This is a genomic window from Bacillus sp. SG-1, assembly GCF_000181495.1.
Classification (GTDB): domain Bacteria; phylum Bacillota; class Bacilli; order Bacillales; family Bacillaceae_B; genus Rossellomorea.
Map to the genome: position 1 here is coordinate 1 of NZ_ABCF01000026.1, position 26892 is coordinate 26892.

At 42.8% G+C, this 26892-nt stretch carries 24 protein-coding genes and 2 other annotated features (1 of these 26 only partly in view); of the genes, 18 read left to right on the top strand and 6 right to left on the bottom strand.

Going from position 1 to position 26892, the window contains the following annotated elements; translation table 11 throughout:
• The first annotated feature begins 426 nt into the window (after positions 1 to 426).
• The 10 genes from BSG1_RS11690 to BSG1_RS11740 all read left to right on the top strand — a co-directional run bounded on the left by BSG1_RS11690 (position 427) and on the right by BSG1_RS11740 (position 13143).
• Positions 427 to 939, top strand: coding sequence for a CBO0543 family protein (locus tag BSG1_RS11690; RefSeq protein ID WP_006837243.1), 513 nt, complete (start codon positions 427 to 429; stop codon positions 937 to 939).
• Positions 940 to 1098: 159 nt separating this feature from the next.
• Positions 1099 to 1310, top strand: a binding site (T-box leader).
• 50 nt (positions 1311 to 1360) lie between these two features.
• Entirely contained in the window at positions 1361 to 2608 is a 1248-nt protein-coding gene (tyrS, locus tag BSG1_RS11695) for a tyrosine--tRNA ligase (RefSeq protein WP_006837244.1), read from the top strand.
• A 118-nt stretch (positions 2609 to 2726) separates the two neighbouring features.
• On the top strand, positions 2727 to 2927 hold the full coding sequence (locus BSG1_RS11700) for a cold-shock protein (RefSeq protein ID WP_006837245.1): 201 nt from the start codon (positions 2727 to 2729) through the stop codon (positions 2925 to 2927).
• A gap of 210 nt (positions 2928 to 3137) precedes the next feature.
• Positions 3138 to 3677, top strand: coding sequence for a GNAT family N-acetyltransferase (locus tag BSG1_RS11705; RefSeq protein WP_044022798.1), 540 nt, complete (start codon positions 3138 to 3140; stop codon positions 3675 to 3677).
• A gap of 59 nt (positions 3678 to 3736) precedes the next feature.
• Positions 3737 to 4657: a DUF1002 domain-containing protein gene (locus BSG1_RS11710; protein WP_006837247.1), complete on the top strand. Its 921-nt coding sequence runs from the start codon at positions 3737 to 3739 to the stop codon at positions 4655 to 4657.
• A gap of 310 nt (positions 4658 to 4967) precedes the next feature.
• Complete coding sequence (locus BSG1_RS11715) at positions 4968 to 6950, top strand: ABC transporter permease subunit (protein ID WP_044022799.1); 1983 nt, start codon at positions 4968 to 4970, stop codon at positions 6948 to 6950.
• A 433-nt stretch (positions 6951 to 7383) separates the two neighbouring features.
• A complete protein-coding gene (locus tag BSG1_RS11725; RefSeq protein ID WP_006837250.1) occupies positions 7384 to 9765 on the top strand; it encodes a putative bifunctional diguanylate cyclase/phosphodiesterase in 2382 nt (793 codons plus the stop codon).
• Positions 9766 to 10470: 705 nt separating this feature from the next.
• On the top strand, positions 10471 to 11226 hold the full coding sequence (locus BSG1_RS11730; RefSeq protein WP_044022801.1) for a (S)-benzoin forming benzil reductase: 756 nt from the start codon (positions 10471 to 10473) through the stop codon (positions 11224 to 11226).
• Positions 11227 to 11519: 293 nt separating this feature from the next.
• Positions 11520 to 12119, top strand: a complete 600-nt coding sequence (locus BSG1_RS11735; RefSeq protein ID WP_006837254.1) for a hypothetical protein — start codon at positions 11520 to 11522, stop codon at positions 12117 to 12119.
• Positions 12120 to 12132: 13 nt separating this feature from the next.
• Entirely contained in the window at positions 12133 to 13143 is a 1011-nt protein-coding gene (locus BSG1_RS11740) for an NAD-dependent epimerase/dehydratase family protein (protein ID WP_006837255.1), read from the top strand.
• 179 nt (positions 13144 to 13322) lie between these two features.
• Here the strand turns inward: BSG1_RS11740 and cls are convergent, their stop codons facing one another.
• Complete coding sequence (gene cls / locus BSG1_RS11745; protein ID WP_006837256.1) at positions 13323 to 14771, bottom strand: cardiolipin synthase; 1449 nt, start codon at positions 14769 to 14771, stop codon at positions 13323 to 13325.
• A gap of 348 nt (positions 14772 to 15119) precedes the next feature.
• Here cls and BSG1_RS11750 point away from each other — a divergent pair, with 348 nt between their 5' ends.
• From BSG1_RS11750 to BSG1_RS11765, 3 genes are all read left to right on the top strand, one after another.
• Positions 15120 to 16502: an L-cystine transporter gene (locus BSG1_RS11750; RefSeq protein ID WP_006837258.1), complete on the top strand. Its 1383-nt coding sequence runs from the start codon at positions 15120 to 15122 to the stop codon at positions 16500 to 16502.
• A 1062-nt stretch (positions 16503 to 17564) separates the two neighbouring features.
• The gene (locus BSG1_RS11760; protein ID WP_044022812.1) at positions 17565 to 18158 is read left to right on the top strand and encodes a histidine phosphatase family protein; all 594 of its coding nucleotides are present in this window, start codon (positions 17565 to 17567) and stop codon (positions 18156 to 18158) included.
• The gene (locus tag BSG1_RS11765) at positions 18155 to 18661 is read left to right on the top strand and encodes an NUDIX hydrolase (RefSeq protein WP_006837261.1); all 507 of its coding nucleotides are present in this window, start codon (positions 18155 to 18157) and stop codon (positions 18659 to 18661) included. The genes BSG1_RS11760 and BSG1_RS11765 overlap by 4 nt, the downstream gene beginning before the upstream one ends.
• Here BSG1_RS11765 and BSG1_RS20880 read toward each other — a convergent pair.
• Positions 18644 to 18802 carry a hypothetical protein gene (locus BSG1_RS20880; RefSeq protein ID WP_156791476.1) on the bottom strand — a complete coding sequence of 53 codons (159 nt, stop codon included), beginning with the start codon at positions 18800 to 18802 and terminating at the stop codon, positions 18644 to 18646. The genes BSG1_RS11765 and BSG1_RS20880 overlap by 18 nt on opposite strands.
• A gap of 144 nt (positions 18803 to 18946) precedes the next feature.
• Between BSG1_RS20880 and BSG1_RS11770 the strand changes: the two genes are divergently transcribed.
• A complete protein-coding gene (locus BSG1_RS11770) occupies positions 18947 to 19849 on the top strand; it encodes a DUF899 family protein (protein WP_006837263.1) in 903 nt (300 codons plus the stop codon).
• Positions 19850 to 19881: 32 nt separating this feature from the next.
• Here the strand turns inward: BSG1_RS11770 and BSG1_RS11775 are convergent, their stop codons facing one another.
• The 3 genes from BSG1_RS11775 to safA all read right to left on the bottom strand — a co-directional run bounded on the left by BSG1_RS11775 (position 19882) and on the right by safA (position 21654).
• The gene (locus BSG1_RS11775; RefSeq protein ID WP_044022802.1) at positions 19882 to 20301 is read right to left on the bottom strand and encodes a CBS domain-containing protein; all 420 of its coding nucleotides are present in this window, start codon (positions 20299 to 20301) and stop codon (positions 19882 to 19884) included.
• A 102-nt stretch (positions 20302 to 20403) separates the two neighbouring features.
• Positions 20404 to 20925, bottom strand: a complete 522-nt coding sequence (locus tag BSG1_RS11780) for a hypothetical protein (protein WP_044022803.1) — start codon at positions 20923 to 20925, stop codon at positions 20404 to 20406.
• Between the two features lie 108 nt (positions 20926 to 21033).
• A complete protein-coding gene (gene safA, locus BSG1_RS11785; RefSeq protein WP_006837267.1) occupies positions 21034 to 21654 on the bottom strand; it encodes a SafA/ExsA family spore coat assembly protein in 621 nt (206 codons plus the stop codon).
• Between the two features lie 554 nt (positions 21655 to 22208).
• On the opposite strand from safA, the gene BSG1_RS21110 reads away from it, so the two are divergent.
• The 4 genes from BSG1_RS21110 to BSG1_RS11800 all read left to right on the top strand — a co-directional run bounded on the left by BSG1_RS21110 (position 22209) and on the right by BSG1_RS11800 (position 24998).
• Positions 22209 to 22358 (top strand): Lmo0850 family protein, encoded by a 150-nt coding sequence (locus BSG1_RS21110; protein ID WP_198008232.1) that lies wholly within the window; start codon positions 22209 to 22211, stop codon positions 22356 to 22358.
• Positions 22359 to 22430: 72 nt separating this feature from the next.
• Positions 22431 to 22715: a hypothetical protein gene (locus BSG1_RS11790; protein WP_156791477.1), complete on the top strand. Its 285-nt coding sequence runs from the start codon at positions 22431 to 22433 to the stop codon at positions 22713 to 22715.
• A 93-nt stretch (positions 22716 to 22808) separates the two neighbouring features.
• Positions 22809 to 23714, top strand: a complete 906-nt coding sequence (locus tag BSG1_RS11795; RefSeq protein WP_006837270.1) for a diacylglycerol/lipid kinase family protein — start codon at positions 22809 to 22811, stop codon at positions 23712 to 23714.
• Between the two features lie 468 nt (positions 23715 to 24182).
• Positions 24183 to 24998 (top strand): DUF368 domain-containing protein, encoded by an 816-nt coding sequence (locus tag BSG1_RS11800; protein WP_044022804.1) that lies wholly within the window; start codon positions 24183 to 24185, stop codon positions 24996 to 24998.
• 128 nt (positions 24999 to 25126) lie between these two features.
• Here BSG1_RS11800 and argS read toward each other — a convergent pair whose 3' ends face one another.
• Complete coding sequence (gene argS, locus BSG1_RS11805; protein WP_044022805.1) at positions 25127 to 26815, bottom strand: arginine--tRNA ligase; 1689 nt, start codon at positions 26813 to 26815, stop codon at positions 25127 to 25129.
• A gap of 73 nt (positions 26816 to 26888) precedes the next feature.
• Positions 26889 to 26892: a binding site (T-box leader), on the bottom strand; it runs 204 nt beyond the window's last position.

Sequence of the window (26892 nt, forward strand, 5' to 3'; positions counted from 1 at the left end):
TGCATAGAAGACTTTTCACACCCATACAAAGAGATTAATAAAAAGCTAAAACAAATATGCTCCTGTTGATCTTCATAGCGAACTCCACCACAATCTGTTTAATTGGTAAAAAATTGGAATAAAAGTAAAAAAACCACTAATAATTAAACCACTTCTAACAAACACTTGTCAACATAATATTTTAGTCCTCTTTTTTTTAGAGCTTTAAGATGTGATAGAGGGGCAGTCTCTTCGGATTATCGGTGCTTCCCTTAATTGAATAAACCTCACCAACAAATAACTGGCGTTTTGCATTGCAAGGGGAAGCACGTTTTGGCAAATACACGAAACTTAGAGATGAATGGGAACAAAGTAACAAAGAAGTTCCCTTTGTTATAAAAAATAGGAATTAGTGGCAGAATGGGAACAAAAACCGGAGAATGACCTATGTATTTACTCCTTGTTGTTATTGTTTATATACTATTTGCTTATATTTTTGTAGATTGGAAGCGGTGGGAGGAGTATTATCCAACCATTCAGTATTATTTGATTTGCAATCTGACTTATAATTTTTTATTTTACAATCACACACTGTGGGCATATAAAGCCGTGACAGTCGAATGGTTAAACCATACCCTCATTGAACTTGCTTTTTCCTTCATAATCCTGCCGGTTGTTTTGATGATTTACCTGAGGTATTATCCGAACGGTAAAAAATCAGTTATTTATATAGCTGCCTGGGTTGCCTACTTTACTTTCCTTGAGTACATCTTTTTTAAAAGGGGACTCTTTGTTTATGATAATGGCTGGGGCGTGGGCTGGTCGTTAGTATTTAATGTCATTTTGTTTGTCATGGTCCGGCTTCATTATAAAAATAAGCTGCTTGCCCTGATCATATCTGTACCACTTATTGCTGTACTGCTGCTGATTTTTCATCCGTCACTCCAAGACCTGAAGTAGAAGGTGTTTTTATGCCAGACTTAAGCCTCCCGGTGTTTCTAATTTTACTAATAGGAACCTATACTTTGATGGGACTTTATTTAAAAAAGCGGAAAGACAAAATGAAATAAATAACCCTTGTATTTCCAGGAAAGATTCGGTAAACTATTTCTAATTTATATATCAGCGTTGACAGGAATAAGTAGCAGGTCATCTCCCTGTTTCAGAGAGCCGGTGGTGGTGCGAACCGGTATATAGATGAATGTGAATTACCTCCTCGAGCTTCCTTTGTGAAAATATCAGTAGCAAAGGACGGTTGAACCGTTATGTCTTAGAGTGGAAGAGCAATCTTCAACGAGGGTGGTACCGCGTGCAAAAACCACGTCCCTTTTTTGGGATGTGGTTTTTTTATTTTTAAAAGATAATTAAGGAGGAGAACAGGATGGCAGATTGGATGAAAGACCTGAATGATGACCAGTTTAAAGAAGTAGAAAGGCAGTTCGAAATCTATGCCGGCGGTGCACAGGAAATCATTCCGGAAGCCGGCCTGAAGCAAAAGATCGCGAAATCAATCAAGACAAATACACCGTTGAAAATCAAGCTGGGGCTGGACCCCTCCGCGCCCGACGTGCATATTGGCCATACAGTGGTTCTAAACAAAATGAGGCAGTTTCAGCAAAACGGACACATTGTTCAGTTGATTATCGGTGATTTCACAGGAAAAATCGGGGATCCCACCGGGAAATCGGCAGCGAGGAAGCAGCTGACGGATGAAGAAGTGAAGCATAATGCGCAAACGTATTTTGAACAGTTCGGCAAAGTACTCGATAAGGAGAAAGTCGAGCTCTTTTACAATTCGAAGTGGCTGAAAAATTTGAACCTCGAGGATGTCATTCATCTGGCGGGCAGTATCACGGTGGCAAGACTCCTTGAGCGGAATGACTTTTCAGAAAGGCTGGCAGCAGGAAAACCGATCTCACTCCATGAGTTCTTCTACCCGTTGATGCAAGGATACGATTCGGTCGTCCTGGAAAGTGATATAGAACTTGGCGGTACTGATCAGCATTTCAATGTCCTGATGGGACGCGGCCTGCAGGAGCACTATGGAAAAGAAAAGCAGGTGGTCATGATGCTGCCGCTGCTGGAAGGTCTTGATGGAAAAGAAAAAATGTCCAAGTCGAAACATAATTACATCGGCATTGATGAAGCCCCTAGCGAGATGTTCGGCAAAACGATGTCCATCCCGGATGAACTGATGATGAAATACTTCGAACTGGCCACAGATTTATCCCTTGAAGAAAAGAACAGTATCGGAGAAAATCTTGAAAACGGCACCCTTCACCCTCGGGATGCGAAAATGCTGCTGGGGCGCACCCTCGTCAGGATGTACCATAGTGAAGAAGCAGCAGAAAAAGCTCAGACCCAATTCAAAGCTGTCTTTCAAAAGGGGGCAGTTCCAGAAGATATCCCTGTTGTTCACTGGAATAAGAGTCGGGAGATTTCTGTTGTGGAGCTTCTGGTGGAATTGAAAATGATGAAATCAAAAAGTGAGGCCCGCCGAATGATTGGAAACGGTGGAGTGAAAATCAATGGCAGCAAGGTGGAGGATCCTGCTCTTGAGGTATCCCTCGCAGATGGCCTGATCCTCAATGTCGGCAAGCGTAAATTTACCAAAATCAAGCTGGATTAAAAAAGTTTTTTAAAAGAATTGGTAATTCATGTTTAAGTGGAAGATTGCTGGGTATAATAAGTTAAGTAAGATACTATAACGAAATATTTGTTTTGTTACAATAGGAGGAAAATGAAAAATGGAACATGGTAAAGTAAAATGGTTTAACAGTGAAAAAGGCTTTGGATTCATCGAGCGCGAAGGCGGAGACGATGTATTCGTACACTTCTCAGCAATCCAAGGAGAAGGCTACAAATCGTTAGACGAAGGTCAAGAAGTTACTTTCGATATCGAAGAAGGCCAACGCGGTCCTCAAGCGACAAACGTGCAAAAAGCCTAATAATGATTCAACCGATAAAAACAAGCTCTCTGTTCTGAGAGCTTGTTTTTTTGTATTATTAACCAAAATGGTTAATAGGGAGAGAGAGTCTGCATCTTCTTAAAATGAAGTCTCGCGCTATCCATGTCACCATTTGCAATACTCCCTGCCAAGAAACGGGTGTCTCATAAAACCAAACTGGGTAATTAAGTGAAAAAAGGCGGTGCCAGTATGATTGAATTACAGTATTTCACAGAAGAGGACTTTGATCAGCTGATTGGCTGGTTCGACTCCAAGCGGGAATATATTCAGTGGGGAGGCGGCGGGTTTGGTTACCCGCTGACTCGCAGCAAACTCCATACACATATAGAAGGAGCAAATGAACAAGACAGTAAAAAGCTTATATATAAGGTAGTAGAAACAGATTCGGGTAAAGCGGTCGGTCATATTTCACTAGAGAGCATCGACAGGGAAAACCGCTCAGCCAGGGTTTGCCGGGTGTTGGTCGGCGAGGACTCTATGCGCGGAAAAGGCGTCGGAGAAGCAATGATGAATGAAATATTAAAGGTTGCCTTCAATCAACATAAATTCCACAGAGTCAGCCTGGGGGTTTATGACTTTAACCATTCAGCGATTAAGTGCTATGAAAAGGCAGGCTTTCAGAGAGAAGGATTGAAGCGTGATGTCCAACGGTATGAGGAGGAGTATTGGAGCTTGTGGGAGATGAGTATCCTGGAAGATGAATGGAATAAAAAAGTAGACATATTATAAGAGTAAAGTGATATGATGTTCCTGTAAGATATCTTTTAAGAAGAAGGAGAACTAATTGAATGATGAAGCAATGGAGTAAGATCGCTTTAATTCTTGCAGTCTTTTTTGGTCTAATTGCAAACAGTACAGTCATGGCAGCCGATAATGAAAAGAACACAGATAGCATAAATGAAAAGTTTGGACTTCCGATCGTCGTCCTGGGGGAATCCCTGTCTGAAGCTCAAAAAGAAGAAGTAAGGAAGGCCCTTGAAGTGGACGACCCTGAAATGGTTGAAGAGATTACAGTAACAGGTGAAGATCTGGCACGATATATCCAAGGTGAAGACCGCAACGCGAGAATGTTTTCATCCGCCAAAATTACAAGAAAAGAAAAAGGAGAAGGCCTACTCATCGAAAGAGCCACTCCCGGCAATATAACGGAAGTAACCGATGAGATGTATGCCAACGCGTTGTTGACTGCAGGAGTCGAGGATGCGACGGTCGTTGTGGCTTCCCCGATCAAGGTTAGCGGCCACTCTGCGCTGACGGGCATTTATAAAGCCTATGAAGTCAGCGGTGAGAAGCTGGATACAGTCAGGATGGAAGTCGCCAATGAAGAGCTTGGCATCGCTACAGAACTGGCAAAAGAAGAAGGCATGGACCAAGAGAAGGTCAGTGAACTTCTGACAGAAATAAAAAAACAGATTGCAGAACAGAATCCAGCCACAAAAGAAGATGTAGAGCGGATCGTGAATGAGCAGCTGCAGAAGCTGAATATCGAACTGAGTCCTGAAGACCGCCAGCTGCTGATTGACTTATTTGAAAAAATGAGAAATCTCGATATCAATTTCGATAATGTAAAAAGCCAGCTTGAAGATATCTCAAATGATATCAAACAGAGATTAGAAGAGGTTGTCGGTGAAGAAGGAAAAGGATTTTTACAAGGAGTCCTCGACTTTTTCCGTAACCTGTTTCAATCAATCGCCGATATGTTTAAATAAGATTTATTAAAATCCGGAGAGAATTCTTCCGGATTTTTTTTTGGTCGCTCATCTTGATTTGAAAAAAGACCGGGTCAAAAGCTCTCATAGGCCATGTCGAATTGAAAAAAGAAAGAATCCACCGGGTCAAAAGCGCCGATAGCCCGTGTCGAATTGGAAAAGGAAGAAATCGACCGTGTCAAAATCGCCCATAGACCCCGTCAATTTAAAAAAGAATACTTGCAAACCGAACCCCCCGAAAAAAGAAACACTATTTCCAATTGCTTAAATTTTACAAAAACATTACAATGTTTACGAAAGGGGGATGGGAATGAAGAGTAAATTATACTTTCTATTGAAAGTGCCTTTTTATTATTTCCTGGGGATCGTCGGCATTGTGTTTGTGAGTATAGCTCCTCATGCGTTCAAGGAGAGAGGGATATATAATGGAATCGGCTACTTGGAAGAGTTCTTCAAGTTTGCTGTTTCATTGCCAAAAAAAGAAACGTGGTTCTATATGTACAAGGGGTATGAGGTCGATGTCATTGAGACGCTGCTGGAACCTTATTATTATTCTTTGCAGATACTGTTCGGTGCATTAGGAGCTGGACTGGGACTGGCATTGATTCTTACCTATTTCACTGTGCTGATGCCGAAATGGCTGATGTCGCCGATAAAAAAGTCATTAGGATTCCTCGAGACGGTTCCAGACTTGATGGTGGCCTTTCTGCTGCAGTTGTTCATTGTCTTTTTCTACAAAACATTCGGTGTCGAGTTAATGCTTTTTACCGCATTGGGGGAGGAAAAAGTGTACCTTGCCCCGATTATCACACTATCTATTATTCCGATGTTATCATTCTACCGAATCCTTCTGCTATTGACGGAGGAGGAACTTCTGAAGACTCACGTAGACTTCGCGCGGAGTAAAGGGATGGGGAAGACCAAGATCCTGAGGTCCTATGTAATAAAAAATATTTCTCCAAGTGTTTTCTATCACGGGAAAATCATCATATGGGGATTGTTATCAAGCTTGTTCATCATTGAAACGGTTTTTAATATGAGGGGAATCACCTATTATATTGTGGCCGATTTCAGGCCTATCACCGTAGCCGCCGCACTTATCATGATTTATACACCATTTTTCTTCCTCTATCAAATTATCTATACATGGCTCAGAACCGAGGATATAGAAGATCACTCAAAATATAAAAAAGATCGTTCGCCGTTTCTGGAGTGGAAGATTTGGGGTTACATTGCGATGCTCTGGAGATTATTCTTGCAGCATATGAAAAATCCCAAGTTTGCCATTGGATTTCTGGCGTTATTTGGCATGATTACGTACAGTATCCTTTATACCATTTTCGCAAAAGTACCGGTCGATCAGATCATTTGGCTGCGGGATGATAACGGGAAACTGATCAGTGCCCCTCCGCATAAGCCATCAGAACTTATGATCCTGGGCTCAGATTACTACGGTTATAGCATCTTAGATCAATTGATCGTCGGGGCTAAGTACACGCTGATTTTTGCACTGATTGTGGCAATATTTAGGGTGATTCTAGGGTTCTATCTGTCAGTCTACTATCACTTTTACCTTAACGAATACAGAAAGAATTGGATGACGAGGATTGTGGATTCTATCCACTTCCTGCCGTTGAGTATCATCGCTTATCTATTGTTAAGACCTGTATTATGGCAGGATCCGTTCGCGGCGATTGAATATTCGATGATGGAGAAGCTGTTATTCGAGGCCTTTATATTGACGATTCTTGTCATTCCGTTGACGACCGTTTTGATCGGGAATGAGATGAGGGAGTTGTCGAAAAATGAATTCATTCTGAATGCAAAGCTAATGGGCGGGAGCAACAGACATATCTTATGGACCCACCTGTTTCCGCACCTGGCACCAAGGCTGTTCATTCTGTTTGGACAGCAATTTATTCAGGTCCTGTTTATTCTTGTTCATCTGGGGTTATTTCATTTATTCCTTGGGGGCACGATTGTGACTAGAGGAGATATGCCGGATCCGCCTAAAACGTCGACCTTTGAATGGTCGGGATTGATAAGTTCAACGAAAAATGCGCTGATGACTGGTAATTACTCGATTGTTCTGGCGCCATTGGCGGCTTTCATGATCTCTATCATTGCCATGCAGCTGATTGTGCAGGGAGTGAAGGAAATTCAGCAGAAAAAAGTCGGGGTGAATGTGTTCAAGCGGAAGCGGAAGAAAGAAAAAGTAGTGAAAGGAAAAACAGCCCAGCCACAGCCGGCAGACTTTGTCCTCTCTCCTTCAAAAGCAGTTGATCATCACTAAAGGAAACCCGCTGTTCATGGGACACAGCGGGTTCTTCCATTCTACTCTTCTTCAGATGGTTCTTCATCAAGATCCAGCTCTTCAGGGGCAGCATCTGAACCTTCATCATCATCGAAGTTATCTGCTTCCGCACGAGGATCATCTTGACCGGCTGCATCGACAACTTCTGTACCTTCTTCGGCTTCTTCAACTTCGGGAGGCTTTTCTTCATATCCTCTGCATTATGAAAGCAGGATACTGAAGCAAAGGGGAAATGCCAAATGCAATACCCTCATTTTCATGCCATCACTCCTCTTTAAAAAGATATGTTTTATTTGATTTCATCCTTGAGAATTCAAGTTGAACGATTTTAAAAAACTATGATTTCTTCCCAAAGTATCTTAAAATAGAAAAGCTGATATTCACCTATCAAATACATAAGGGGGATGAAACGTTGGTAGCCAGCTATGGAATTCTTCTTCCCTATTTCCTATGGAGCATTTTCTTCTCCATCATAAATGGTTCCTTGATGATTCAGGCGGTTCAGACAGAATCGATTCTCAATAAAATCATCAAGTCCGATTTGCTGAAAGCGATTCTTATCGGTGCAACATTCTTTCTAACCAATTTGTTCGTTGTTTTGGCGCTTGACCAGCCTTTTAGAAGTACAAATCATTTGTTTTCATATATTGTTATTTATTTATTGTGCTGTATAGCAGGTAGTTACTTTGCCTTAAGGTTGACCGACAACAGGTCATTGAATATGGGGATGTTCGTTCTGGGCGGTATTGCTATAACGCTGATCATACTAATGGCAAATTACACAGCCATCCTGATATTATTTTTCCACCTGCTTGATGTAAAACCAGTCATGGTCATCATGACCTTTTTATTGGCGATGGCCATTTCTTTCTATTCCCTCCGATTTTTGCTTCAGATAAGCAGAGAAGCGGAGAATGGCGATACGAGTATTTGGGTCAGCATAGGATCAATTGCTACAGGTGTGGCGCTGGCAGGTCTGCCCTACCTTGTCGCGATATCAGTCTTGCCTATGATTGATGCGGAACTATCCCAATTGAATCTGTACATGCTGCCGTATGCTGTGGAATTGCTGCTTGTTTGGGTGCTTTCTGTTATTCCGGATATGTTTGGCGAGCAAAGGCAGTTGGAAAATCTGTCAAAAGTGGAAGTAAGCGAGCAGCACTTTCAATCTCTGTTCAATCATAATCCTGATGCAGTTATTTCCTTTGACTTACAGGGGAATTTTCTGAGCGCCAACGATGGAGCTGAACATCTCACCGGCTATAAAAGGGAAGAGCTCCTCGCTATGTCATTAAGGGATATAGTAGCCTCGAGGCAACTGCAGAAAACCTTAAACCAATTCGAACTGACCAAAACAGGAATTTCACAGCAGTCGGAATTGAGCATCATCAAAAAAGATCAGTCGGTATGTTATGTAAGTGTAACAGGTGTCCCTATTCAAACCGAGAATGGCATAGAAGGGGTGTATGCCATCGCAAAGGACATTACCGAAAGTAAAAAGCAGTCCAATACAATCGATTATCTCTTTCATTATGACGATTTAACCGGCCTGCCTAATAGGAGAATGTTTATCTTCGAGGTGGAGAAAGCGGTCCGGGAGAAGACCCCCTTTGCCATTTACAGTCTGGATTACGGGCGCTTAAGGACCATCCGGGATTTGTTCGGATTCAAGGTCGGCGATCGGGTTTTGAAGGAGTTGTCCCTGCGTCTATTATCCGTTTTGCCAGACGGCAGTGTTGTTTCCAGGTTTGGGGGCGATGAAATTTATTGTCTTGTTCCCCGTGTTGATGGAAACAATGAATTTGAACCGGCACTGGAACAGCTCTACAAAATCCTGGATACTTCATTTTTTGTAGAGGGTCATGAAATTTTTATGGAAATGAAAGCAGGGATCTCAATGTTTCCCGAAAATGGAGAGGAACCCGACTTGCTGATCAAGTGTGCCGATACAGCCAGGGCTTCCATTCCGGATAATTCATTTCATAACTATGAGGTTTATCAAAATAAACTAGATCGAAGCACCATGGAAAAAATCATTATTGAAAACGAATTAAAGAGGGCGATTGGACAGGACGAACTGGTCTTGTATTATCAGCCTAAATTTAACTCAACCTTGAAGAGACTTGTTGGCTTCGAGGCACTTGTGAGATGGAATCATCCGGAGAAAGGATTGATCCCGCCAGGTCTATTCATCCCGGCAGCAGAACAAACCAATCTTATCGTCGATTTGGAAGGGTGGGTGTTGAGAGAGGCATGCCGCCAGCTCTATGTATGGCAATCGACTGAATTAAAAGGTCTTCCTGTTTCCGTAAACATTTCACAGCGTTCATTTGCAAATCCTGCCTTTCTGGAAAATGTTCAGGATATTTTGAATGAACAAAAAATCTCCGCTTCACTCCTGGAATTTGAGATCACGGAAAGCATGACCATGTTCAATGAAAAAGTGACAATTGAAAAATTAAGGCAGTTAAAGAATTTGGGCATCCGTATCAGTCTGGATGACTTTGGAACAGGTTACAGTTCTCTCAGCTATTTAGATAAGCTGCCGATTGATACTATAAAGATTGATAAATCATTCATCGATGACATGACAACAGACCAATCAGCCATGGTGTCAACAATCCTCTCGATAGCACTTCATAACGGACTCGGGGTCATTGCCGAAGGGGTGGAACTGAAGGAACAAGTAACATTGCTGCAAAGCCTGGGCTGCGTTAATATCCAAGGCTATTATTTCAGCCGCCCGCTTCCTCCGGAGGAAATCGGAGAAAAATTCATAGCTGGAATGGTTTGAAGTAATAATACCTCTCATCATGCAGTAATGAAATTTTGAATGATTTTAGCCGTGAAAAATTGGCTCCATATGAGTCATGAATATTGGCTGTTTCGGAAAGTGTATAGCTTCAACGGTACTATTGGGTTCGATTGGAGCGGAAGGCGTGCGACCTCCTGCGGGATTAGCGGGACAGGTGAGACCCCCAATCCAGTTGCAGCGCCCAGCCCCTCGGGGTCAAATAACCCTCAGCGAATAAAAGGGAAGATCACCTTTTTTTCGCTGAGGAACATTTGCCTGTCGGGGCTGAACGGGGCGCTTCCACTTTTTATACAGGCGCAGCCGAGGAGGCCAATCTAGCTCCAGCGGCCAGTGACTAGCAGATTTCGGTCTCTCTCCTTGCGATAACTCATCATCGAATCGCTAACGCTCTTCGTGATTCCTTTATCTCATACAAGAGCCCTAAAATCTGTACGTCACTGAACGGCCGCTTCCGCTTTTTAGTTCACCGCCCGCCCCGCGGAGTCGCGCGCCTGTAGCGGAAATCTATCAATTAATATGCTTAAGAAATCAGTATTACTCTTTAACACAGCCTATCTTTAATAGCACCCATAGTTACATAAAGAGCGTTTACGGATAGCCTGAATTTTAAATGAATCCTTAAAGTCCATTCGCTTTATTAGCAGGAGAATTTTGTATATACTCAGGAAAAAAGGAGTGATCGACATGGCTTATGCGATTATTACAGGGGCCTCAAAGGGGCTTGGTGCAGCGACAGCTAAACAGCTGCTTTCTGAAGGCCTCAATATCATTACTGTATCCCGGTCGGAAAATGAGGACTTAAAGAAGCTGGCAGAAGGCAACAGCGGAAATTACACACATTACACATGTGATCTCGGCAACAGTTCAGAAGTGCAGACCGTTTTTTCAGACATTGCCGGTACGGTATTCGGGCAAGAACAGGAAAGTGTGTACCTCATCAATAATGCCGGGATGGTTGATCCTATCGAAACTGTTGGAAACCTGGATGGAGAGAAAACAGCGGCGAACGTAAACGTAAATCTTCTTGCGCCTATGATCATTTGTGATATTTTTCTAGAGAAGGTCCAGGATGCTAATGCGAAACTGGTCATCGCAAACGTAACCTCCGGTGCAGGAAGCAGGCCGATCCATGGGTGGAGTGTGTATTGCAGCACCAAAGCGGGAATCAATATGTTTACCCAGACAGTTGCATTGGAATTAGAAAACAGAAACAGCAGGCACAAGGTTTTTGCCTTCAGCCCGGGAATCATGGATACCGAGATGCAGTCCACCATCCGCTCCTCTTCAAAGTCTGCATTCAATGATATTGAAACCTTCAGGAAATACAAAGAAGAAGGAATGCTCCGGGATGCTGAAACGGTTGCTGGTGCTTTGGTGAAAGTTCTAAAAAGCGACACTATCGAAAACGGAAAAATCTATCAAATCAATGCTCTACTATAAATGACGAAGCTGGCTTTCAAGCCGGCTTTTTTTGTTGAAGGCTGTTTTCATATAGATTTTTGCTTCCCGAAAAGTCCCAAGGGCTTGATTTTCCCATGTATACAAGTTCTCTCTGAACAGGGAGAGTAGCTCTTTTCTTTCTTGCTTACCAGGACATTTACTGTGAATACTGGCTATAATTTTTGAAATACATATTTAACAGAAACATGTATAAGCAATATAAAGGAATTAAGGTGTCCCGGGGTTAATAATATAGTAGAAATGATTACAGGAACTCTTGGAGGGGATAGCCAATGAGAAAACGAGCAGGATGCTTGTTGCTGCTCTTTGTTATACTGCTGTCCGGATGTGCAGATGGGAAGGATGGAAGCAGCAATATTTCTATCAAGCCTTATTCATTAAGTGAGAAAGAGCAGGTTCTCATCAATAAGACCGGGGTGGATGCAATCCAATTTTTCAGGCTGGATGGAACATTGGCAGAAGTAGAAGATCTTCAGTTTTCGATGGAAGTTTATAAGGATGGTAAGTTAACAGAAGATCATGTTTATGCACGTGGGCAAGTGGAAAAGGAATTCAATCAGACAATACTCTCCTATGGATTTGACAGAAAAGACAACCAGGTTATCTTTTTAAATGGATTTGATAATGGCCTGTCAGAAATGACAGAAGAACTCGGTGAAATTGACATGTCATCGTTTACTTCGTTTCTCAATGAAAAAAAGAAACTGGTAAAAGATGAATCAATGTATCTAACAGCATGGATAGGAACAAGTGAAAATGAAATGGGGAGGACCGTTGCTCTTAAGGAGGATGGCACGCTTTCAGATGAAATAGTAGGGGCAGAGGCGGCATATGTTTTTAAGGTGACATTAACGGACTACGGGAAAGAATAGAGGGGGAGTAACCATGAAGTTATTGTTGCTGGGAGGATCATCTTTTGTAGGAAAGCATATCGCTCAAACGGCCCTTTCAAAAGGTCATGAGGTAACATTGTTTAACCGGGGAAAAACCAATCCGCATTTGTTTCCGCAGGCTGAAAAGTTAATAGGTGACCGTGGACAAGGGGATTTGACCGCTCTGGAAAAAGGAGATTGGGATGTGGTCATCGATACTTCAGGATATACACCAGGCAAAGTCGAGCAGAGTGCTGCATTGTTAAAAGGGAGGATAAACCGCTACATATTTATTTCATCAATATCCGTTTATAAGGAATTTTTGACAGGTGAAGCAAAAGAAGGCGACGAAACAGGCACTTTGGAGAATGAAGGTGTTGAAGAAGTTAATGGTGAAACCTATGGTCCCCTTAAGGCTCTTTGTGAGCAAAAGCTGGAACAGATCCTCCCTGGAAAGGTGCTCAGTATCAGGCCGGGATTAATCGTAGGACCCGATGATACGACAGACAGGTTTACGTATTGGGTTCAGAGGTTTTCTGAGGGTGGTGAAGTACTTGTCCCCGGAAGCAAAGAAAGGGCCATACAGTGGATTGATGTACGGGACCTTGCCCAGTGGATCATTCTCATGGCAGAAGAGGGTGAAGCGGGAATCTATAATGCCACAGGGCCGCGGCAGGGATACAGTATGAAAGAATTCGTGGAAGATCTGAGCCTGATTGCCCCGCAGGATACCGAAGCCACTTGGGTGGAGGATTCATTCCTGGTTGAAAGAGATGTTACGCCTTTTGTACAACTTCCACTATGGATTCCGGTGAATGATGAGTATCCGGATGGATTTATCCTGGCTGATTACTCAAGTGCATTAAAGAAAGGACTGGTTCTTCGAAATCCAAGGGAAACAATCGAGGATACATTGGGCTGGAATAAAGCAAGGGGATCAGTGGACCTGAAAGCAGGATTGACGCGGGAAGAGGAGGCGGTCCTTTTAAGCAGCTGGGCAGTCGTGGGGAAGTCGAAAAATTAGCTTTCAACCCCAGCCTGAATCTGCGGTGGGGATCATCAAACAGGATAATGAAACGTGGGAGGCAGAATGGAGAGCTGCCTCCTTTTTAATGCTTTACCGCACTAAGAGGGACAGTCCCTCTTAGTGCGGTAAAGCGATGAAGTAACGAAAAGGCAGCCACTGAGGCTGCCTTTTCGTTGTTATAAAATAGGTGATAAAAGTCTGGAGATAGATTCTTTGAAACGGATCCATAACGGCCGTTTCAGGTATTCTTCCATGGTGAGTTCTCTTGATAATTGAATATCATCATGGAAGATGGATCCCAGTTCCTGTGAAAGTTCAATATCATAAATGAAGGCATTTACTTCAAAGTTCAGCCTGAAACTGCGGACATCAATATTTGCAGTCCCCACAGAAGAGGTTTCATTGTCCACGACAATTGTCTTGGCATGGATAAATCCATTGTCATAAATATAAATCCTTGCGCCGGCTTTCAACATTTCTCCTATATACGAATACGTTGCCCAATAGACAAACATGTGGTCAGGTTTGTTAGGGATCATGATCCTTACATCGATTCCGGAGAGAGCGGCAATCCTTAACGCATCCAGGAGGCTCGCATCAGGAATAAAATACGGCGTTTGGATATAGATTGATTCCTTCGCGGAGGAAATCATTTTGATATACCCGTTCTTGATTTGTTCCCATTCAGAATCCGGACCGCTCGTCACGATTTGCACGCCCGCATTGCCTTTGAAATTGGCCTCAGGAAAATATCTGTGCTCCAGGTGAATATTCCTTGAGGCAGAAGCCTGGTTCCAATCAAGAATGAACCTTGTCTGCATGGCAAGGACAGCGCTTCCTTCCAGCCTCAAATGAGTATCCCGCCAATAGCCGAATTTCGGATTCAGCCCCAGATATTCATCACCTACATTGAACCCCCCGACATATCCGACTACCCCGTCGATAATGACAAGCTTCCGGTGGTTTCGGTAATTCAGCCGAGGATTGATGTAGGGAATCCGGGAAGGGAAGAAGACTTCCACTTCGCCGCCTGCCTTGATCAATTCGCGGAAAAAGCTTTTATTCAGTGTTCTCGAACCCATTTCATCATATAAAACACGGACCTTAACACCCTGCTCTGCTTTTGCCGCCAGGGCACTCAGGATTCTTTTACCTAATGCGTCCCGGCGCAGGATGTAATATTGAAAATGGATGTGATTTTTTGCTGATTCAATATCGTTTATAAGAGCATCAAATTTATCTTCACCATGAGTAAAGACTGTAATGTCGTTATCCTGGGTAAGAACAGCTTCATTGTTCATCAAATGCATATAAATCAGTTCTTTATTTGTGCTGATGGTGCTGTCCCTGAAGGCAAAATGTTCGTCCTTAATTTCTTTTACCTGCCTGGAAATCAGCTCCTCTATCCCAATTTTCTTTATGTCATCCCACTGGAATAGCCGCTTTCTCGTTAAGTTCTGTCCAAAAATCAAATAGAGGACGAATCCCAGAACCGGAATGAAAAGCAAGACCATCAGCCAAGCCCAGGTGGCACCGGCATCGCGCCTTTCAAGAAATACGACGACGGAGGCAAAGGCTATATTCAAAACCACAAAGATTCCAAGAAAAATAGACAGGATATCCATAGTATTCCCCTCTGATTAAATGACGTGAGTGTAATGAAAGTAACTCCGTTATACTAAGTTATTTTATCACAACAAAACAAGTTATTCCGTTCCCTTCCATGTAAAACCTCGCTTGGTGTATGTAGTATATGCACTATCATTAAAAGTTTCGATGGCGGATATGCCAAGAACATAATTGATACCAGGACTTCCTATTAAAAGTAGACCCAAAAGGAGAATCCCCAACCCCTTCGCCTTTTCCTCAACCTGTTGAACGAGTAACATACAATAATTATTTTTTTCATATGATGTAACAGCAGTGAAAGATTACTGCTTTCTTTATACACCATTATTAAGGGAGGGAAGGAAATGACCAATTTGGCTTTGCTTGCCAACATAGCCGCGTTTCTCGCTATCGCAGGTGTTCTTTTTTACATGCAGAAAAAGCACTTGTCTTTCTCTAAAAGGGTCTTTGCGGCACTTGGCCTCGGGATCGCTTTCGGATTTGTCCTGCAATGGCTCTATGGTCCTGCCGATGAAACCCTTGCACAGTCGATCGGTTGGTACAACATTGTCGGAATCGGTTATATTAAGCTTTTGCAAATGGTTGTCATGCCTCTTGTCTTTGTTTCGATTCTTTCTGCTTTTACCAAGCTTAAGCTAGGAAATAACCTGGGGAAAATTGCTGTTCTGATCATTGGCCTTCTAGTCGGGACAACCGCCATTGCCGCTGTGGTCGGGATTGCGGCTGCACAAGGTTTCGGACTTGAAGCAATTCAAATCGAACAGGGTGATGCGGAAACTGCAAGGGGCCTCCAGCTTGAAGAGCGGTCCGGTGCCTTGGAAAATCAAAGTTATCCGCAAAGAATCCTCGAGCTCCTGCCGGCCAATCCATTCCTTGACTTTACAGGAGAACGTGCCACTTCAACGATAGCAGTAGTCATCTTTGCCGCTTTCATCGGTGTCGCCTATCTCGGGGTCTACCGTAAAGAACGGGAAACGGCGGAATTCTTCAAGAAAATCGTTGACGCTATTTATGCCATCGTTATGCGCGTCGTAAAACTGGTCCTGCGTTTAACGCCGTATGGTGTGTTCGCCATTATGGCTAAAACGGTGGCAACAAGTGATTTTGATGCGATATTGAAACTTGGGAAATTTGTCGCTGCGTCGTATGCGGCTTTGTTAGTGATGCTGGCGATTCACTTGATCATGTTGACACTGGCGGGATTGAATCCGATCACCTATTTGAAAAAGGCCTTTCCGGTTCTTACATTTGCCTTTACTTCCCGTTCCAGTGCAGGGACGCTGCCGTTGACCATCAATGCCCAAACAAAGCATATGGGAGTGTCGGAAGGGATCGCCAACTTCTCCGGTTCTTTCGGATTGTCCATAGGCCAAAATGGATGTGCCGGCGTCTATCCGGCGATGTTGGCAGTCATGATTGCGCCGACAGTGGGAATCAATCCGATGACACCATCGTTTATTTTTACACTCATAGTCATTGTAGCCATCAGTTCATTTGGCGTGGCAGGCGTGGGAGGCGGAGCCACCTTTGCTGCCATCCTCGTGCTTTCAGCCATGGACCTGCCAATTGCCCTGGCCGGTTTGCTGATATCGATTGAACCACTGATCGATATGGGGCGGACTGCCGTCAACGTCAGCGGTGCCATGACTTCAGGCTTGATCACCAGTAAAGTGACCGATGAATTGGATGCGGACGTCTATGATAATCCAACCGTGGTAGAAGGTTAATAAGGGAGGCCTGTCCGTGACTTACTAAGTAGTTCAGTTTTGGAGTGCAAAACTAGAAAAAGCTGTCCTCCAAAACGGACTGCTTTTTCCTATGGATTCGTAATAAGAAATCATATGAAAAATCCATAAATTGAGAGAGTCACCAAGGGAAGAGGAAGGGTACTTAAAATAAGGGAAAAATTTTCTGTTAAACTGCAGAATTTAGCTGAGGAGAGGTAAATAAGGGAAAGATCTTCCGTTAAATATGCTCAGTAACCCAATTTTGATCTTTTTTAAATTAATAACGGAAAATTTTTCTCCTATTTGGCCTATTTTCCTCGACATTTCTTCAATAAGGGAAATATATTCCTTTATTATAGAAGCTCATGGTCTGGTACTTTTTTTGGCCCTTGCTTCTATGTTGGATGTGACTAGGAATAAAAAAATTAGGGCTTGTTTTGAAGAAAGAATTATAGTGAACTTATTCCTATAAGGAACCATTCCGCAAGTGAATTCACCACGTAAATCAGAAGACTACAAAATATATTTCAGTGTTGCGAAACGTGATGCGATTTTAGATGCGCACAACAGACATGAAAGTAAAAGATATGCTGTAATATCAATAAAAACAGCACACATATAATGGTCGTGATTCGTATGCTAAAGACGATGAATTTTTATGGTTTATACCTCTAAAGTGGACTACTTAGGGACTTACTGGCCGGTCTTTTCTTGTTGGGTATGGGGGATGGAGGGTTTCAGTAATGAGTCAGAAGGCCAAAATCGTGAGGGAGATTGTAATAGAGTCTCATGAAAGGTTCATAGAATCAAAATTACTCCTCTATATAAAAATGTCACCTGGAAACTATTATGGAAACATTTTTTCATCCCTAAAATATCAAAATCAGTCTAACCCCTGCTAACTAATCAAAATAAAAAAGGTAAAATCGGCCCATCAAAAAAGAGAAACAGTATATTAGAAAAATATCAAAGCAACCACCTTAAAAAAGACATGAAATTGCAATAAAAGGCAGGCAGGAAATCATCATTCCATGCCGAATTCCAATGGGGAAAGGGTTGGTGATGACTTTGACAGTTATCTATATGATCAGACATGCACACTCGGTCTTTAACCTTGCAGAGGAAGAAACAAGGGGCTTATCAGTACAAGGGATGAAAGATGCTGAGCGTGTTACACATATCATGATGAAAGAGAAAGTTGATGCGGTCTATTCCAGTTCCTATACAAGAGCGATCCAAACGGTGCAGGGTTTGGCGGATGTACATAATCTTGGAGTGCAAGTAGATGAGCGTTTCCGTGAAAGAGACATGGCCGCTAAGGATTATATTTTAAAAGATCCAGAGGAAGCGATGCAGAAGGTGTTTAATCACCCTGATCTCTCGCTGCCTGGCGGTGAGAGCAATAATGAGGTGAGAGCGAGAGGAGCCGCCGCTTTGAAAGAGTTATTGCAGAGGCACGAAGGAGAGAGTGTGGCAGTCGGCATTCATGGACATATTATGTCAATTACCATGGGCGCGTTTAATCCTGCTTACGGCACGCTCGATTTTTGGAAGAGTACCTCAAAGCCGGATATTTACAAACTCGTCTTTGAAGGGGAGGAACTCCTTAACGTATCCAGGTTGTGGATGGCGCCTGCGCTTGAGGGAAGTGTATGAGTCAATCGGTCAGAGTCCAGTGGGGGAGCGGGCTTGTTGAGTTGACGTGGAGCGTTTCCACAGAAATGCCTCCACGTCAACTGATTACAAGTGTTCATGGTTGCTGTTTTTCAAATGGACAAGTTCTTCTGGTCAACATTAAGGGCAGAGGATTTAACTTTCCGGGAGGGCATGTTGAAGCAGGGGAAACACCGGAGCAGGCTATACATAGAGAAGTGTTCGAAGAGGGATTTGTTAAAGGGAAGGCCGGAATGATTGGCATTATCGAGGTAAGTCATAGGAATAATCCAGACTTTGATCCAAAAGGAAAGTACCCTTTGATCGGGTACCAGGTTTTTTATCGTATGGATATAGAAGAGGTCCTGCCTTTTCTAAGAAATAATGAATCGGCTTGCCGGATTTGGGCAGAACCTTCCGAGATACCATATGTAATCAATGATCATGAATTGGCTTTGGAGATTTTAAACGAAGCGTTAAAGATGGACTTAAACACCGTAATTTAAAACAAGCAGCAGGACGCAAGTAATCATTGTAATGCCAATCATCATATAAAGGAAATCTACCAGATTATCGATCAATGCTGTCTTTTGCTGCTGACGGCGGTAGCTGCGGGGTAGACGCCGGCTTTGTTTGGCTGAACGCATATGAATACCTCCCTGACATATCTATTAAAATTGTTTCGACAAAAAAACGCAAATTCCTTCCTGTAAATGAAAAAATGACCAATAACTTTTCTGTAAGCAGGCATTAAAAAAATACAAAGAATCAGTTACTTAAGGGGAGAAGCTGTGAATAATGTAAATGTGATAAAGGAAATTGAAGTTCTGGAGAGAGACATTTATCAAAAGAAGAAGAGGCTCATGGAACTTAAAAAATCAATTCCAGAAAGCAAGGTCAAAAACTTTGAGTTTGTCGATTCAGAGGAGAGAAGGGTTACCTTATCAGGATTATTTGGCGAAAAAAATGAATTGATGGTTATCCATAACATGGGGAGGAGCTGCCGGTATTGCACGATGTGGGCAGATGGATTTAACGGGGTTTATCACTATCTCAATGGTAAGGCAAGCTTTGTGGTATCATCTCCGGATACACCAAAGGCACAGGCGGATTTTGCCGCAAGCCGGAAGTGGCAGTTTCCCATGATCTCTGTAAGAAACACAGCCTTTGCTGAAGAAATGGGTTTCAAGGAAGAAGGCAGGTATCTTCCTGGGGTATCGACGTTCCGTAAAGACGCAGAGGGAAACATATATTTGCACAGACAATCTAATTTCGGACAGGGAGATGATTATTGTGTGACATGGCATTTGTTTGACTTGTTGCCATCCGGCTCTGAAGGGGTCGATATTAACGAAAGAATGAATGACCGGTCTCCTTTTCAACTTACGAACAATATCGCAATCGGGATAAAAAAATATGAACAGGGAGTCGATTTTTACCGTAAAGTTTTAGGGATGAAGCTAGAAGGATCTTATATAAATGAAACAAAATTTTCATCGAACGGTACTAATTTTTACATTGAAAATCATGAAGAAAACAATGTGTATTTTGAGTTTGAAGTGGAAGACATAAAACAATCTAAACAGCAGCTGCTGAAAAATGGATGTATCATTTTAAAAGAGAACAGCAAGAAAAGTCTGATGGTCGCCGATCCATTCGGAATGAAGTTTCACTTGTACGAGAGCGAAACATAAAAAACGCCCGCCTAGACGGACGTTCTTTAAGATTAATGAAGGTGATCTTTCTCAGAGATTTCACTGAGGGCAGCTCCGGCTTTTTGATCGGACTGCTGCTGTACTGCCAAGTCACCCAGTGCAAGCATTCCCACCAAATTTCCGTTTTCAACAACGGGCAGGCGGCGTACTTGATGCTGCGACATTAAAGCTGCAGCTTCTTCCACTGAAGCGTTTGGAGAAACAGTGACGACGTGGTTTGACATGACCCCTTGAATCGTACCAGCAGCATTGTTATGAGACAATCCTCTGACGACAAGGTCCCGGTCTGTTACCATACCAACAACCTGTCCATTCTGGACTACCGGTAAAGCTCCAACACCTAAGGAACTCATTTTACTGGCAGCTGATTGGAAGTTATCTTGTGCGGAACAGGCCTCTACATTAGCGGTCATTACATCACGTACTTGCATTCTGATTCCCCCTTGAGAGTAGTGATCAGTACATAGTTAGTATGGGAAATCAGGGTATTATTATTCTTGGTTACGCCTTCTAAGTCCATCCAATCCTGCCAGCTATAATTCATAAGGATATAACTTATCCGAAGGGGTGTTTTTCTGCAGCAGAAGTACGGCTAAAGGGAATAGAAGCACTGTGGTGAAAATGAAGATAAGAATCAAGGCTAAAGATCCCGGGGTGATTTGTTTTCGGTAATCATCCTGATGGTCTGTGATGAATGCTTTGGATTCCGCATTGCCGATAACCGAATCGTTTTCAAGCAACGTATTCTTGTCGAGACTGTAATAGAACACTTCCTGCTTATTGAAATGGAAAATAGTATCGCGGTCGGTTTGATATTTAACGAACACCATCTTCACCTTCTGTTTTTCGACCTCTTCTTCATTAATTGCAATCTCCATGTAGAGGTCAGTAAAATCCATTACTTTAGCAGATCCCTGCTGGTAATAAAAATCGACGCTTTCCAGCTTTTCATCAATACTTTGAATGATTGGGTCTTCTGCGGATGCTGCTGTGAATGGCAGCGAAAATGCGAGGAGCATTACTGTACTCCACATAATAGCAAATATTTTTTTCAAATGATCGCCTCCGTAAGCGTTTGATACATGTATATGCCTGGGGGGCGTGATTAGGACAAAAACAAACAGAGCTGTCCTTAAGACAGCTCTGTTGGCGGGCTCCACTCCTTATTTTTGTATAAACATTTGTGTCCAGTAGGTCCCGTAGGAACCTCCTTTGACGTAACCGACTCCGATGTGGGTAAAGTTTGGAGTCAGGATATTCTTTCTGTGGCCGGGGCTTTCCATCCAGGCCTGCACCACTGCCTGTGCACTGGGCTGTCCTGCAGCAATGTTTTCCGCTGCGGATCGATAGTTAATGTTAAAGTTCTTCATCATGGTGAATGGTGATCCATACGTTGGGCTCGTATGTGAAAAGTAGCCTTTATCTCTCATATCAGCTGATTTGTAACGGGCCACCCTTGACAGCTGCCAGTCTGCTTTAAGTGGCGATAGTCCGTTTTTGGCACGTTCCTGATTCGTAAGCCTGATGACTTCTCCTTCAACTCCCTTAACGGCATCGATGTTAGGGATGTTGATTTTTTGTCCAGGATAAATGAGATCAGGATTCGGAATTTGAGGATTGGCCTCAATGATTTCTGAAAGTCCGATTTGGTACTTTTTAGAGATTATCCAGAGGGTATCTCCTCTTTGTACATAGTACACATCGGCAGCGTGAGAGATAGTTGGCGCAATTAACCCAAAAGCAAGTGACAACGCAACGACAATGGAAATAATTTTAGTTTTCATGATACTTATAATGTCTACTTATCATTTAATTATGTGAAAAATTTCGCGAAAAATGTTTTTATGATTGCTCATTTCTTAAAAATAGGAGCTTTTGATAAGTAGCATACCGATTTCCGCTCCAGGTGCGTGACGCCGCTAGCCGTTATAGCTAGATTGTCTTGCGGGGTTACGTTTAGGTGGGTACGTAATCTTGGCGCTGGAACTGGACGTTCTTGCTAATCCTGCAGGAGGTCACGTACCTTCCGTTCCAATCAACTTATTATAATAGTTCGATCTACACTTCCCGCATACCAAATACTTCATGAAAACAGCCTTTAAGGGTAAATATTTTGGATTCTGTACCATGAAGGAATGCCGGCAATCCATCTCAAAGGCATTGCTGTTCCAAGGTCTTGTACAGTTTTAAAGAAAAAATGAAAAAATTTTCAAAATAAGGTTAAAAGGGTTGTGAAGTGGTAATATAAAATGGACTTAGGAATTTCGGAAAAAGTGAAACCAAATGTGGTTTTCAAACGTATTAATTGAAAAGATAATTTTATGAGAGGGTGTACACTGTGGCAAACGAAAATGAACGGTTGAAGAAGGTCGTTTCAAAGCTCTCAAAAGTCGGTGTCAATATCACAAAAACAAAATCCAGAATGGAAGTTTTCCAATCACTCAAAAGTTTGCAGCCTTTACCGAAAACATTGTCACATGATTCATAAAAATGAAATATGGGACAGACATAATCATCCTTTTCTTCAGATATAATTTTAATAGGAAGGGGAGGGAAGAGTATGCCTGAATCCATGTTTGATTTGGAAACACTAAAAGGGATAAGACGAAAAGCGGATGAACTCTCGTATCAGTGTATGAACAGGAAGCTGGTCAATGATCCGCAAGCGCTTAAGCTGGCATTGGATAACATATGCAGGGCCCTTGGAACTTTTGCGGAGGTAGAAATCCACAGGATTAAGAATGAAAATATCGCGTATGATCCGCAATCTTACATTAGAGGAAGGCTGGCTTTTGCTTGCAAATCCATGAAAACGGTTCCTCAAGATGACTCGAATACAGCCTGACCTGCATCTAACATTTTTGTTAGGTGTTTTTTTATGCTTTGAAAGTGGTATGAATAAGGTATCAGGAGTGAAAACAGTAAGGGGCTGAAGGATATGAACCACTATGGAAAGGCCTTATTAATCTATAATGGAAAAGCAGGGCAGGACGACATGGATTCAACCTTGGGGAACTGCATAGGTGAACTGTCATCATGCTGTGATGAATTGACACTCTATGGTACAAAAAGTAAGTCGGACGCAGAGCGGATCTGCAGGGAAAAAGGCGGGAATTTCGAGCTCATCATTATTCTCGGTGGTGATGGCACTGTACACGAGTGCGTGAATGGTTTGGCCGAACTTGCTGACAGGCCGAAAACAGCAATTCTTCCGGCCGGAACTTGTAACGACTTAAGCCGTTCTTTAGGAATATCCCAGGATATCAGGCAGGCAGCCCGGCTCATCAAGTATGGTATGACAGAAAAGATAGATATCGTAAAGGCAAATGACCGCTACTTTTCAAACTTTTGGGGAGTGGGTATCATTGCCGATGCTTCTCAAAATGTCAATGAGGCAGTAAAAGGAGTCTTCGGCAAGCTAAGTTATTACCTCAGTGCCTTTCAAACCCTTCAGGAAGCGAAAAACTTCACCTTCAAAGCAGAGATCGATGGGAAGGCTGTCGAAGAAGAGGCGGTCATGGTTTTCGTGGCAAACGGAAGGTTCATCGGCACAAGTGAACTGCCATTGCCTCCTCAGAAATATAACGATGGACTGGTCGATATCTTTATAATAAAAGAGGCTGGATTTCGGCTTTTAAAAGAGTTGCTTGCCGCAAAAGGGACAGGTAAGCTTAATGAAAAAAGCGGGGAAATCCTGCATTTCCGTGCCAAGAGTGCCTCGCTGGAAACCATGCCTATCCAAAATATTGATATGGATGGAGAGGTATATACTGAAACGCCTGTCAAACTGGAAGTGTTGGAGCAGCATATCCCGTTTATTATCGGAGAAGAAGAAGTATATTAATAAACAAGTAGTTCATTTTTGGTGTGCAACATAAATTGTACCCTTAATTGAACTGCTTTTTGCATGTTGAAGTGAAATTGGCAGCAGGACTTGCTAATTTAGTGGTTTAGGCATTTACCTGTTGATGAGGACAGCTGGCAGAGAGGAGAGTCGCAGTCTGAGCCGCGGATTCTTGAATCTTGCAGTTTGCGATTTTTTAAACCTGCTAACGCAATAGAAAACAGCCACTCATAATGATAAAATGTTTGTTGGTGCTACCGCGCCGTTTGAGGATACGTAGAATTAGGCAGCGGGTGAGTTAATGAATGGCATGTTCATGTGTTAAGAAAGCCATAATTTTGATTGCTATTTCTATTGATTACACAGATAATGATAGAGGTATTGCGCTGGATTCCTGTAAATGGATTTTAAGTGCTGAATATGGGATTTGTCAAAAGGTAAAAGTTTAAGAAAAAAGGAGATCTTCTAATGTGGGAATGGAAAAATATATATAGAGGGATGATAATGGGCGCCAGTGATGTGATTCCCGGTGTGAGCGGTGGAACGATCGCTGTCATGCTCGGAATCTATGATCGATTAATTGCAGCAATCAATGGCATTTTCAGTAAAGATTGGAAACAGCATTTGCGGTTCTTGATCCCGCTTGGAATTGGAGTCGTCACATCTATTTTATTATTGGCCAAGCTGATTGAATGGCTGTTTGAGCATTACCCTGCCCCTACGCAATTTTTATTCATGGGACTGATTATCGGAATCATCCCTTACCTGGCAAAGAAATCAGAGATGAAAGCTAAATTTCAGCCGTATCATTATGTGCTGCTGCTGATTGGTGCTGTCATCGTTGCTTCTATGGTGTTCTTTAAGTCCGAGGAAACGGCAGTGATTCAGGAAATCACGGCAGGTACCTATATGCTATTGTTCTTCTCAGGATTTATAGCAAGTGCTGCCATGATCCTTCCAGGAATCAGCGGGTCATTCATACTGTTGATCATCGGAGTCTATTCGACCGTCATCAGCAGCATTTCCAATTTCCAGCTTGATGTTATCTTTGTCGTTGGAATCGGAATCCTTCTGGGGATTATTGTCATGAGCAGGCTGATCAAATTCTTCCTTGAGAACTATTCATCCGCCACTTATGCCCTGATCATAGGCCTTGTTATTGGGTCAATTGTCGTGATCTATCCGGGTATCCCAGAGAGTGCGGCCCTTATCGTCGTGAGTGTCATCACATTCCTGGCAGGCCTGTACTTCGCTAGAGTCTTGGGACGAATTGAATATTCATAAAATGGCAAGCAGCCCGATTTGCAAGAGTTCTACACTTGCAAATCGGGCTGCATTTTTTTGTATATTCTCTCGAATTGTAAAAACCGCTTCTTATATAGGTAAAAAATTTCTCGGGAAATATCGACATCCTACATTTGTTGTGGTGCCTTGATACCAAGGAGGCCTAGCCCGTCACTAAGGATATCTTTGACGGTTTTTACGAGGACAAGACGTGAAGCCAATGCGACATTTTCCTCCAAGATTCTGGTTTTTCCATAATACTTATTGAAAGCTTTGCTGACCGCAAGAATATACTTGGCCAGTACTGATGGAGAGTAGGTTTCATAAGCTTCCTGGATGATCTCAGGATATTTGTTCAAAATTTTGATCAGTTCCCAGCTCTCATGATCATCCAAGCCGGTAAAATGGTTGAGCTCTTGTGCGGCGGCATTTCTCAGGATTGATTGAGCTCTTGCGTTGGTATATTGGACATATGGTCCAGTCTCACCCTCGAAAGTAAGCATATCCTCCAGTGAAAACTCGATATCATTCATCCGATCATTTTTAAGATCATGGAAGATGACAGCCCCGGTCCCCACCCAGCGAGCGGTTTCTTCGGCATTTTCAAGGTTGGGATTCTTCTCCTTGATATTGGCCAGGGCCATATCGATGGCTTCCTTCAATACTTCTTCCAGCAGTATGACTCTCCCTTTTCTTGTCGACATTTTTTTACCGCCCTGAAGGAAAAGTCCGAATGGGATGTGGACCATCTGCTCAGCCCACGGCATCCCGAGTTTTTCTAACACAGCAAACACCTGACGGAAGTGAATGGTCTGCTCCTGCCCGACGACATATAGTGCCTGTGAGAAATCATACGTCTTTTTTCTGTACAGGGCAGCTGAGATATCCCGGGTCGCATAAAGGGTTGCTCCATCCGACTTTTTGATGAGGGAAGGGGGCAGGCCTTTGTCGTCCAGCCAAACAACCTCTGCTCCATCGGATGTTTCCAAGAGGCCTTTTTCTTTGATCAGTTTTACGGCCGCTTCCATTTTATCGTTATAAAATGATTCTCCATGATAAGAATCAAAGGAGATCCCCAGGAGGTCATAGATTTCTTGGAAGGCTTTGAGGGATTCATTTTTGAACCATGTCCAAAGCTCAACCACTTCGGAATCTCCATCTTCAAGAAGCTTAAACGCTTTTCTGCCTTCATCATTGAGGGCTGGATCTGCTTCTGCTTCTTCATGAAACTTTTTATAGAGGCTGAACAGTTCAGGGATCGGGTTTGCTTTTACCTTTTCCTCATCCCCCCATTTCTTGTAGGCTGTGATTAATTTTCCAAACTGGGTGCCCCAGTCACCAATATAATTGATTTTGACCGTTTCAAAGCCGCATTTTTCAGCAAGGAGGGCGATGGAGTTTCCTATAACCGTTGAACGCAGATGCCCCATTGAGAACGGTTTGGCGATGTTGGGGGATGACATATCGATGGTGATGACTTTACCCTCCCCGAAAGAAAGTTCCCCGTAATGATCTCCTTGTGCCAGGATGTTCTTCATGATTTCTGTTCCGGTTGTTTTTCCATCGAAGAAAATATTCACATAGGGGCCGGCCGCTTCGGCTTTCAACAAGTAAGAATGGCTAAGTGAAGCGGCTAACTCACTTGCAATGACAGTTGGTGCCTGTTTTTTCTTTTTGGCCAATTGAAAGCAGGGAAATGAAAGGTCTCCTTGATGAGTGAATTTTGGCGTTTCAATAACCTCCAGGATTTCTTCTTTGGTCATGTCTCCGCTCAAATATTCTTCTAGCAGATTTGCATAAAAATCGTATAAATTCATGGTTTCCACCTCCGTAAAAATTAAGTGTTCTATGACAAAAAGCAGTTTGAGGATACAAAAAAACCCGCCTCTAAATA

Coding starts and splice junctions, on each gene's coding strand:
- BSG1_RS11690 (WP_006837243.1), top strand. CDS start 427: ATGTATTTACTCCTTGTTGTTATTGTTTATATACTATTTGCTTATATT.
- tyrS (WP_006837244.1), top strand. CDS start 1,361: ATGGCAGATTGGATGAAAGACCTGAATGATGACCAGTTTAAAGAAGTA.
- BSG1_RS11700 (WP_006837245.1), top strand. CDS start 2,727: ATGGAACATGGTAAAGTAAAATGGTTTAACAGTGAAAAAGGCTTTGGA.
- BSG1_RS11705 (WP_044022798.1), top strand. CDS start 3,138: ATGATTGAATTACAGTATTTCACAGAAGAGGACTTTGATCAGCTGATT.
- BSG1_RS11710 (WP_006837247.1), top strand. CDS start 3,737: ATGATGAAGCAATGGAGTAAGATCGCTTTAATTCTTGCAGTCTTTTTT.
- BSG1_RS11715 (WP_044022799.1), top strand. CDS start 4,968: ATGAAGAGTAAATTATACTTTCTATTGAAAGTGCCTTTTTATTATTTC.
- BSG1_RS11730 (WP_044022801.1), top strand. CDS start 10,471: ATGGCTTATGCGATTATTACAGGGGCCTCAAAGGGGCTTGGTGCAGCG.
- BSG1_RS11735 (WP_006837254.1), top strand. CDS start 11,520: ATGAGAAAACGAGCAGGATGCTTGTTGCTGCTCTTTGTTATACTGCTG.
- BSG1_RS11740 (WP_006837255.1), top strand. CDS start 12,133: ATGAAGTTATTGTTGCTGGGAGGATCATCTTTTGTAGGAAAGCATATC.
- cls (WP_006837256.1), bottom strand. CDS start 14,771: ATGGATATCCTGTCTATTTTTCTTGGAATCTTTGTGGTTTTGAATATA.
- BSG1_RS11750 (WP_006837258.1), top strand. CDS start 15,120: ATGACCAATTTGGCTTTGCTTGCCAACATAGCCGCGTTTCTCGCTATC.
- BSG1_RS11760 (WP_044022812.1), top strand. CDS start 17,565: ATGACTTTGACAGTTATCTATATGATCAGACATGCACACTCGGTCTTT.
- BSG1_RS11765 (WP_006837261.1), top strand. CDS start 18,155: ATGAGTCAATCGGTCAGAGTCCAGTGGGGGAGCGGGCTTGTTGAGTTG.
- BSG1_RS20880 (WP_156791476.1), bottom strand. CDS start 18,802: ATGCGTTCAGCCAAACAAAGCCGGCGTCTACCCCGCAGCTACCGCCGT.
- BSG1_RS11775 (WP_044022802.1), bottom strand. CDS start 20,301: ATGCAAGTACGTGATGTAATGACCGCTAATGTAGAGGCCTGTTCCGCA.
- safA (WP_006837267.1), bottom strand. CDS start 21,654: ATGAAAACTAAAATTATTTCCATTGTCGTTGCGTTGTCACTTGCTTTT.
- BSG1_RS11790 (WP_156791477.1), top strand. CDS start 22,431: ATGCCTGAATCCATGTTTGATTTGGAAACACTAAAAGGGATAAGACGA.
- BSG1_RS11795 (WP_006837270.1), top strand. CDS start 22,809: ATGAACCACTATGGAAAGGCCTTATTAATCTATAATGGAAAAGCAGGG.
- BSG1_RS11800 (WP_044022804.1), top strand. CDS start 24,183: ATGTGGGAATGGAAAAATATATATAGAGGGATGATAATGGGCGCCAGT.
- argS (WP_044022805.1), bottom strand. CDS start 26,815: ATGAATTTATACGATTTTTATGCAAATCTGCTAGAAGAATATTTGAGC.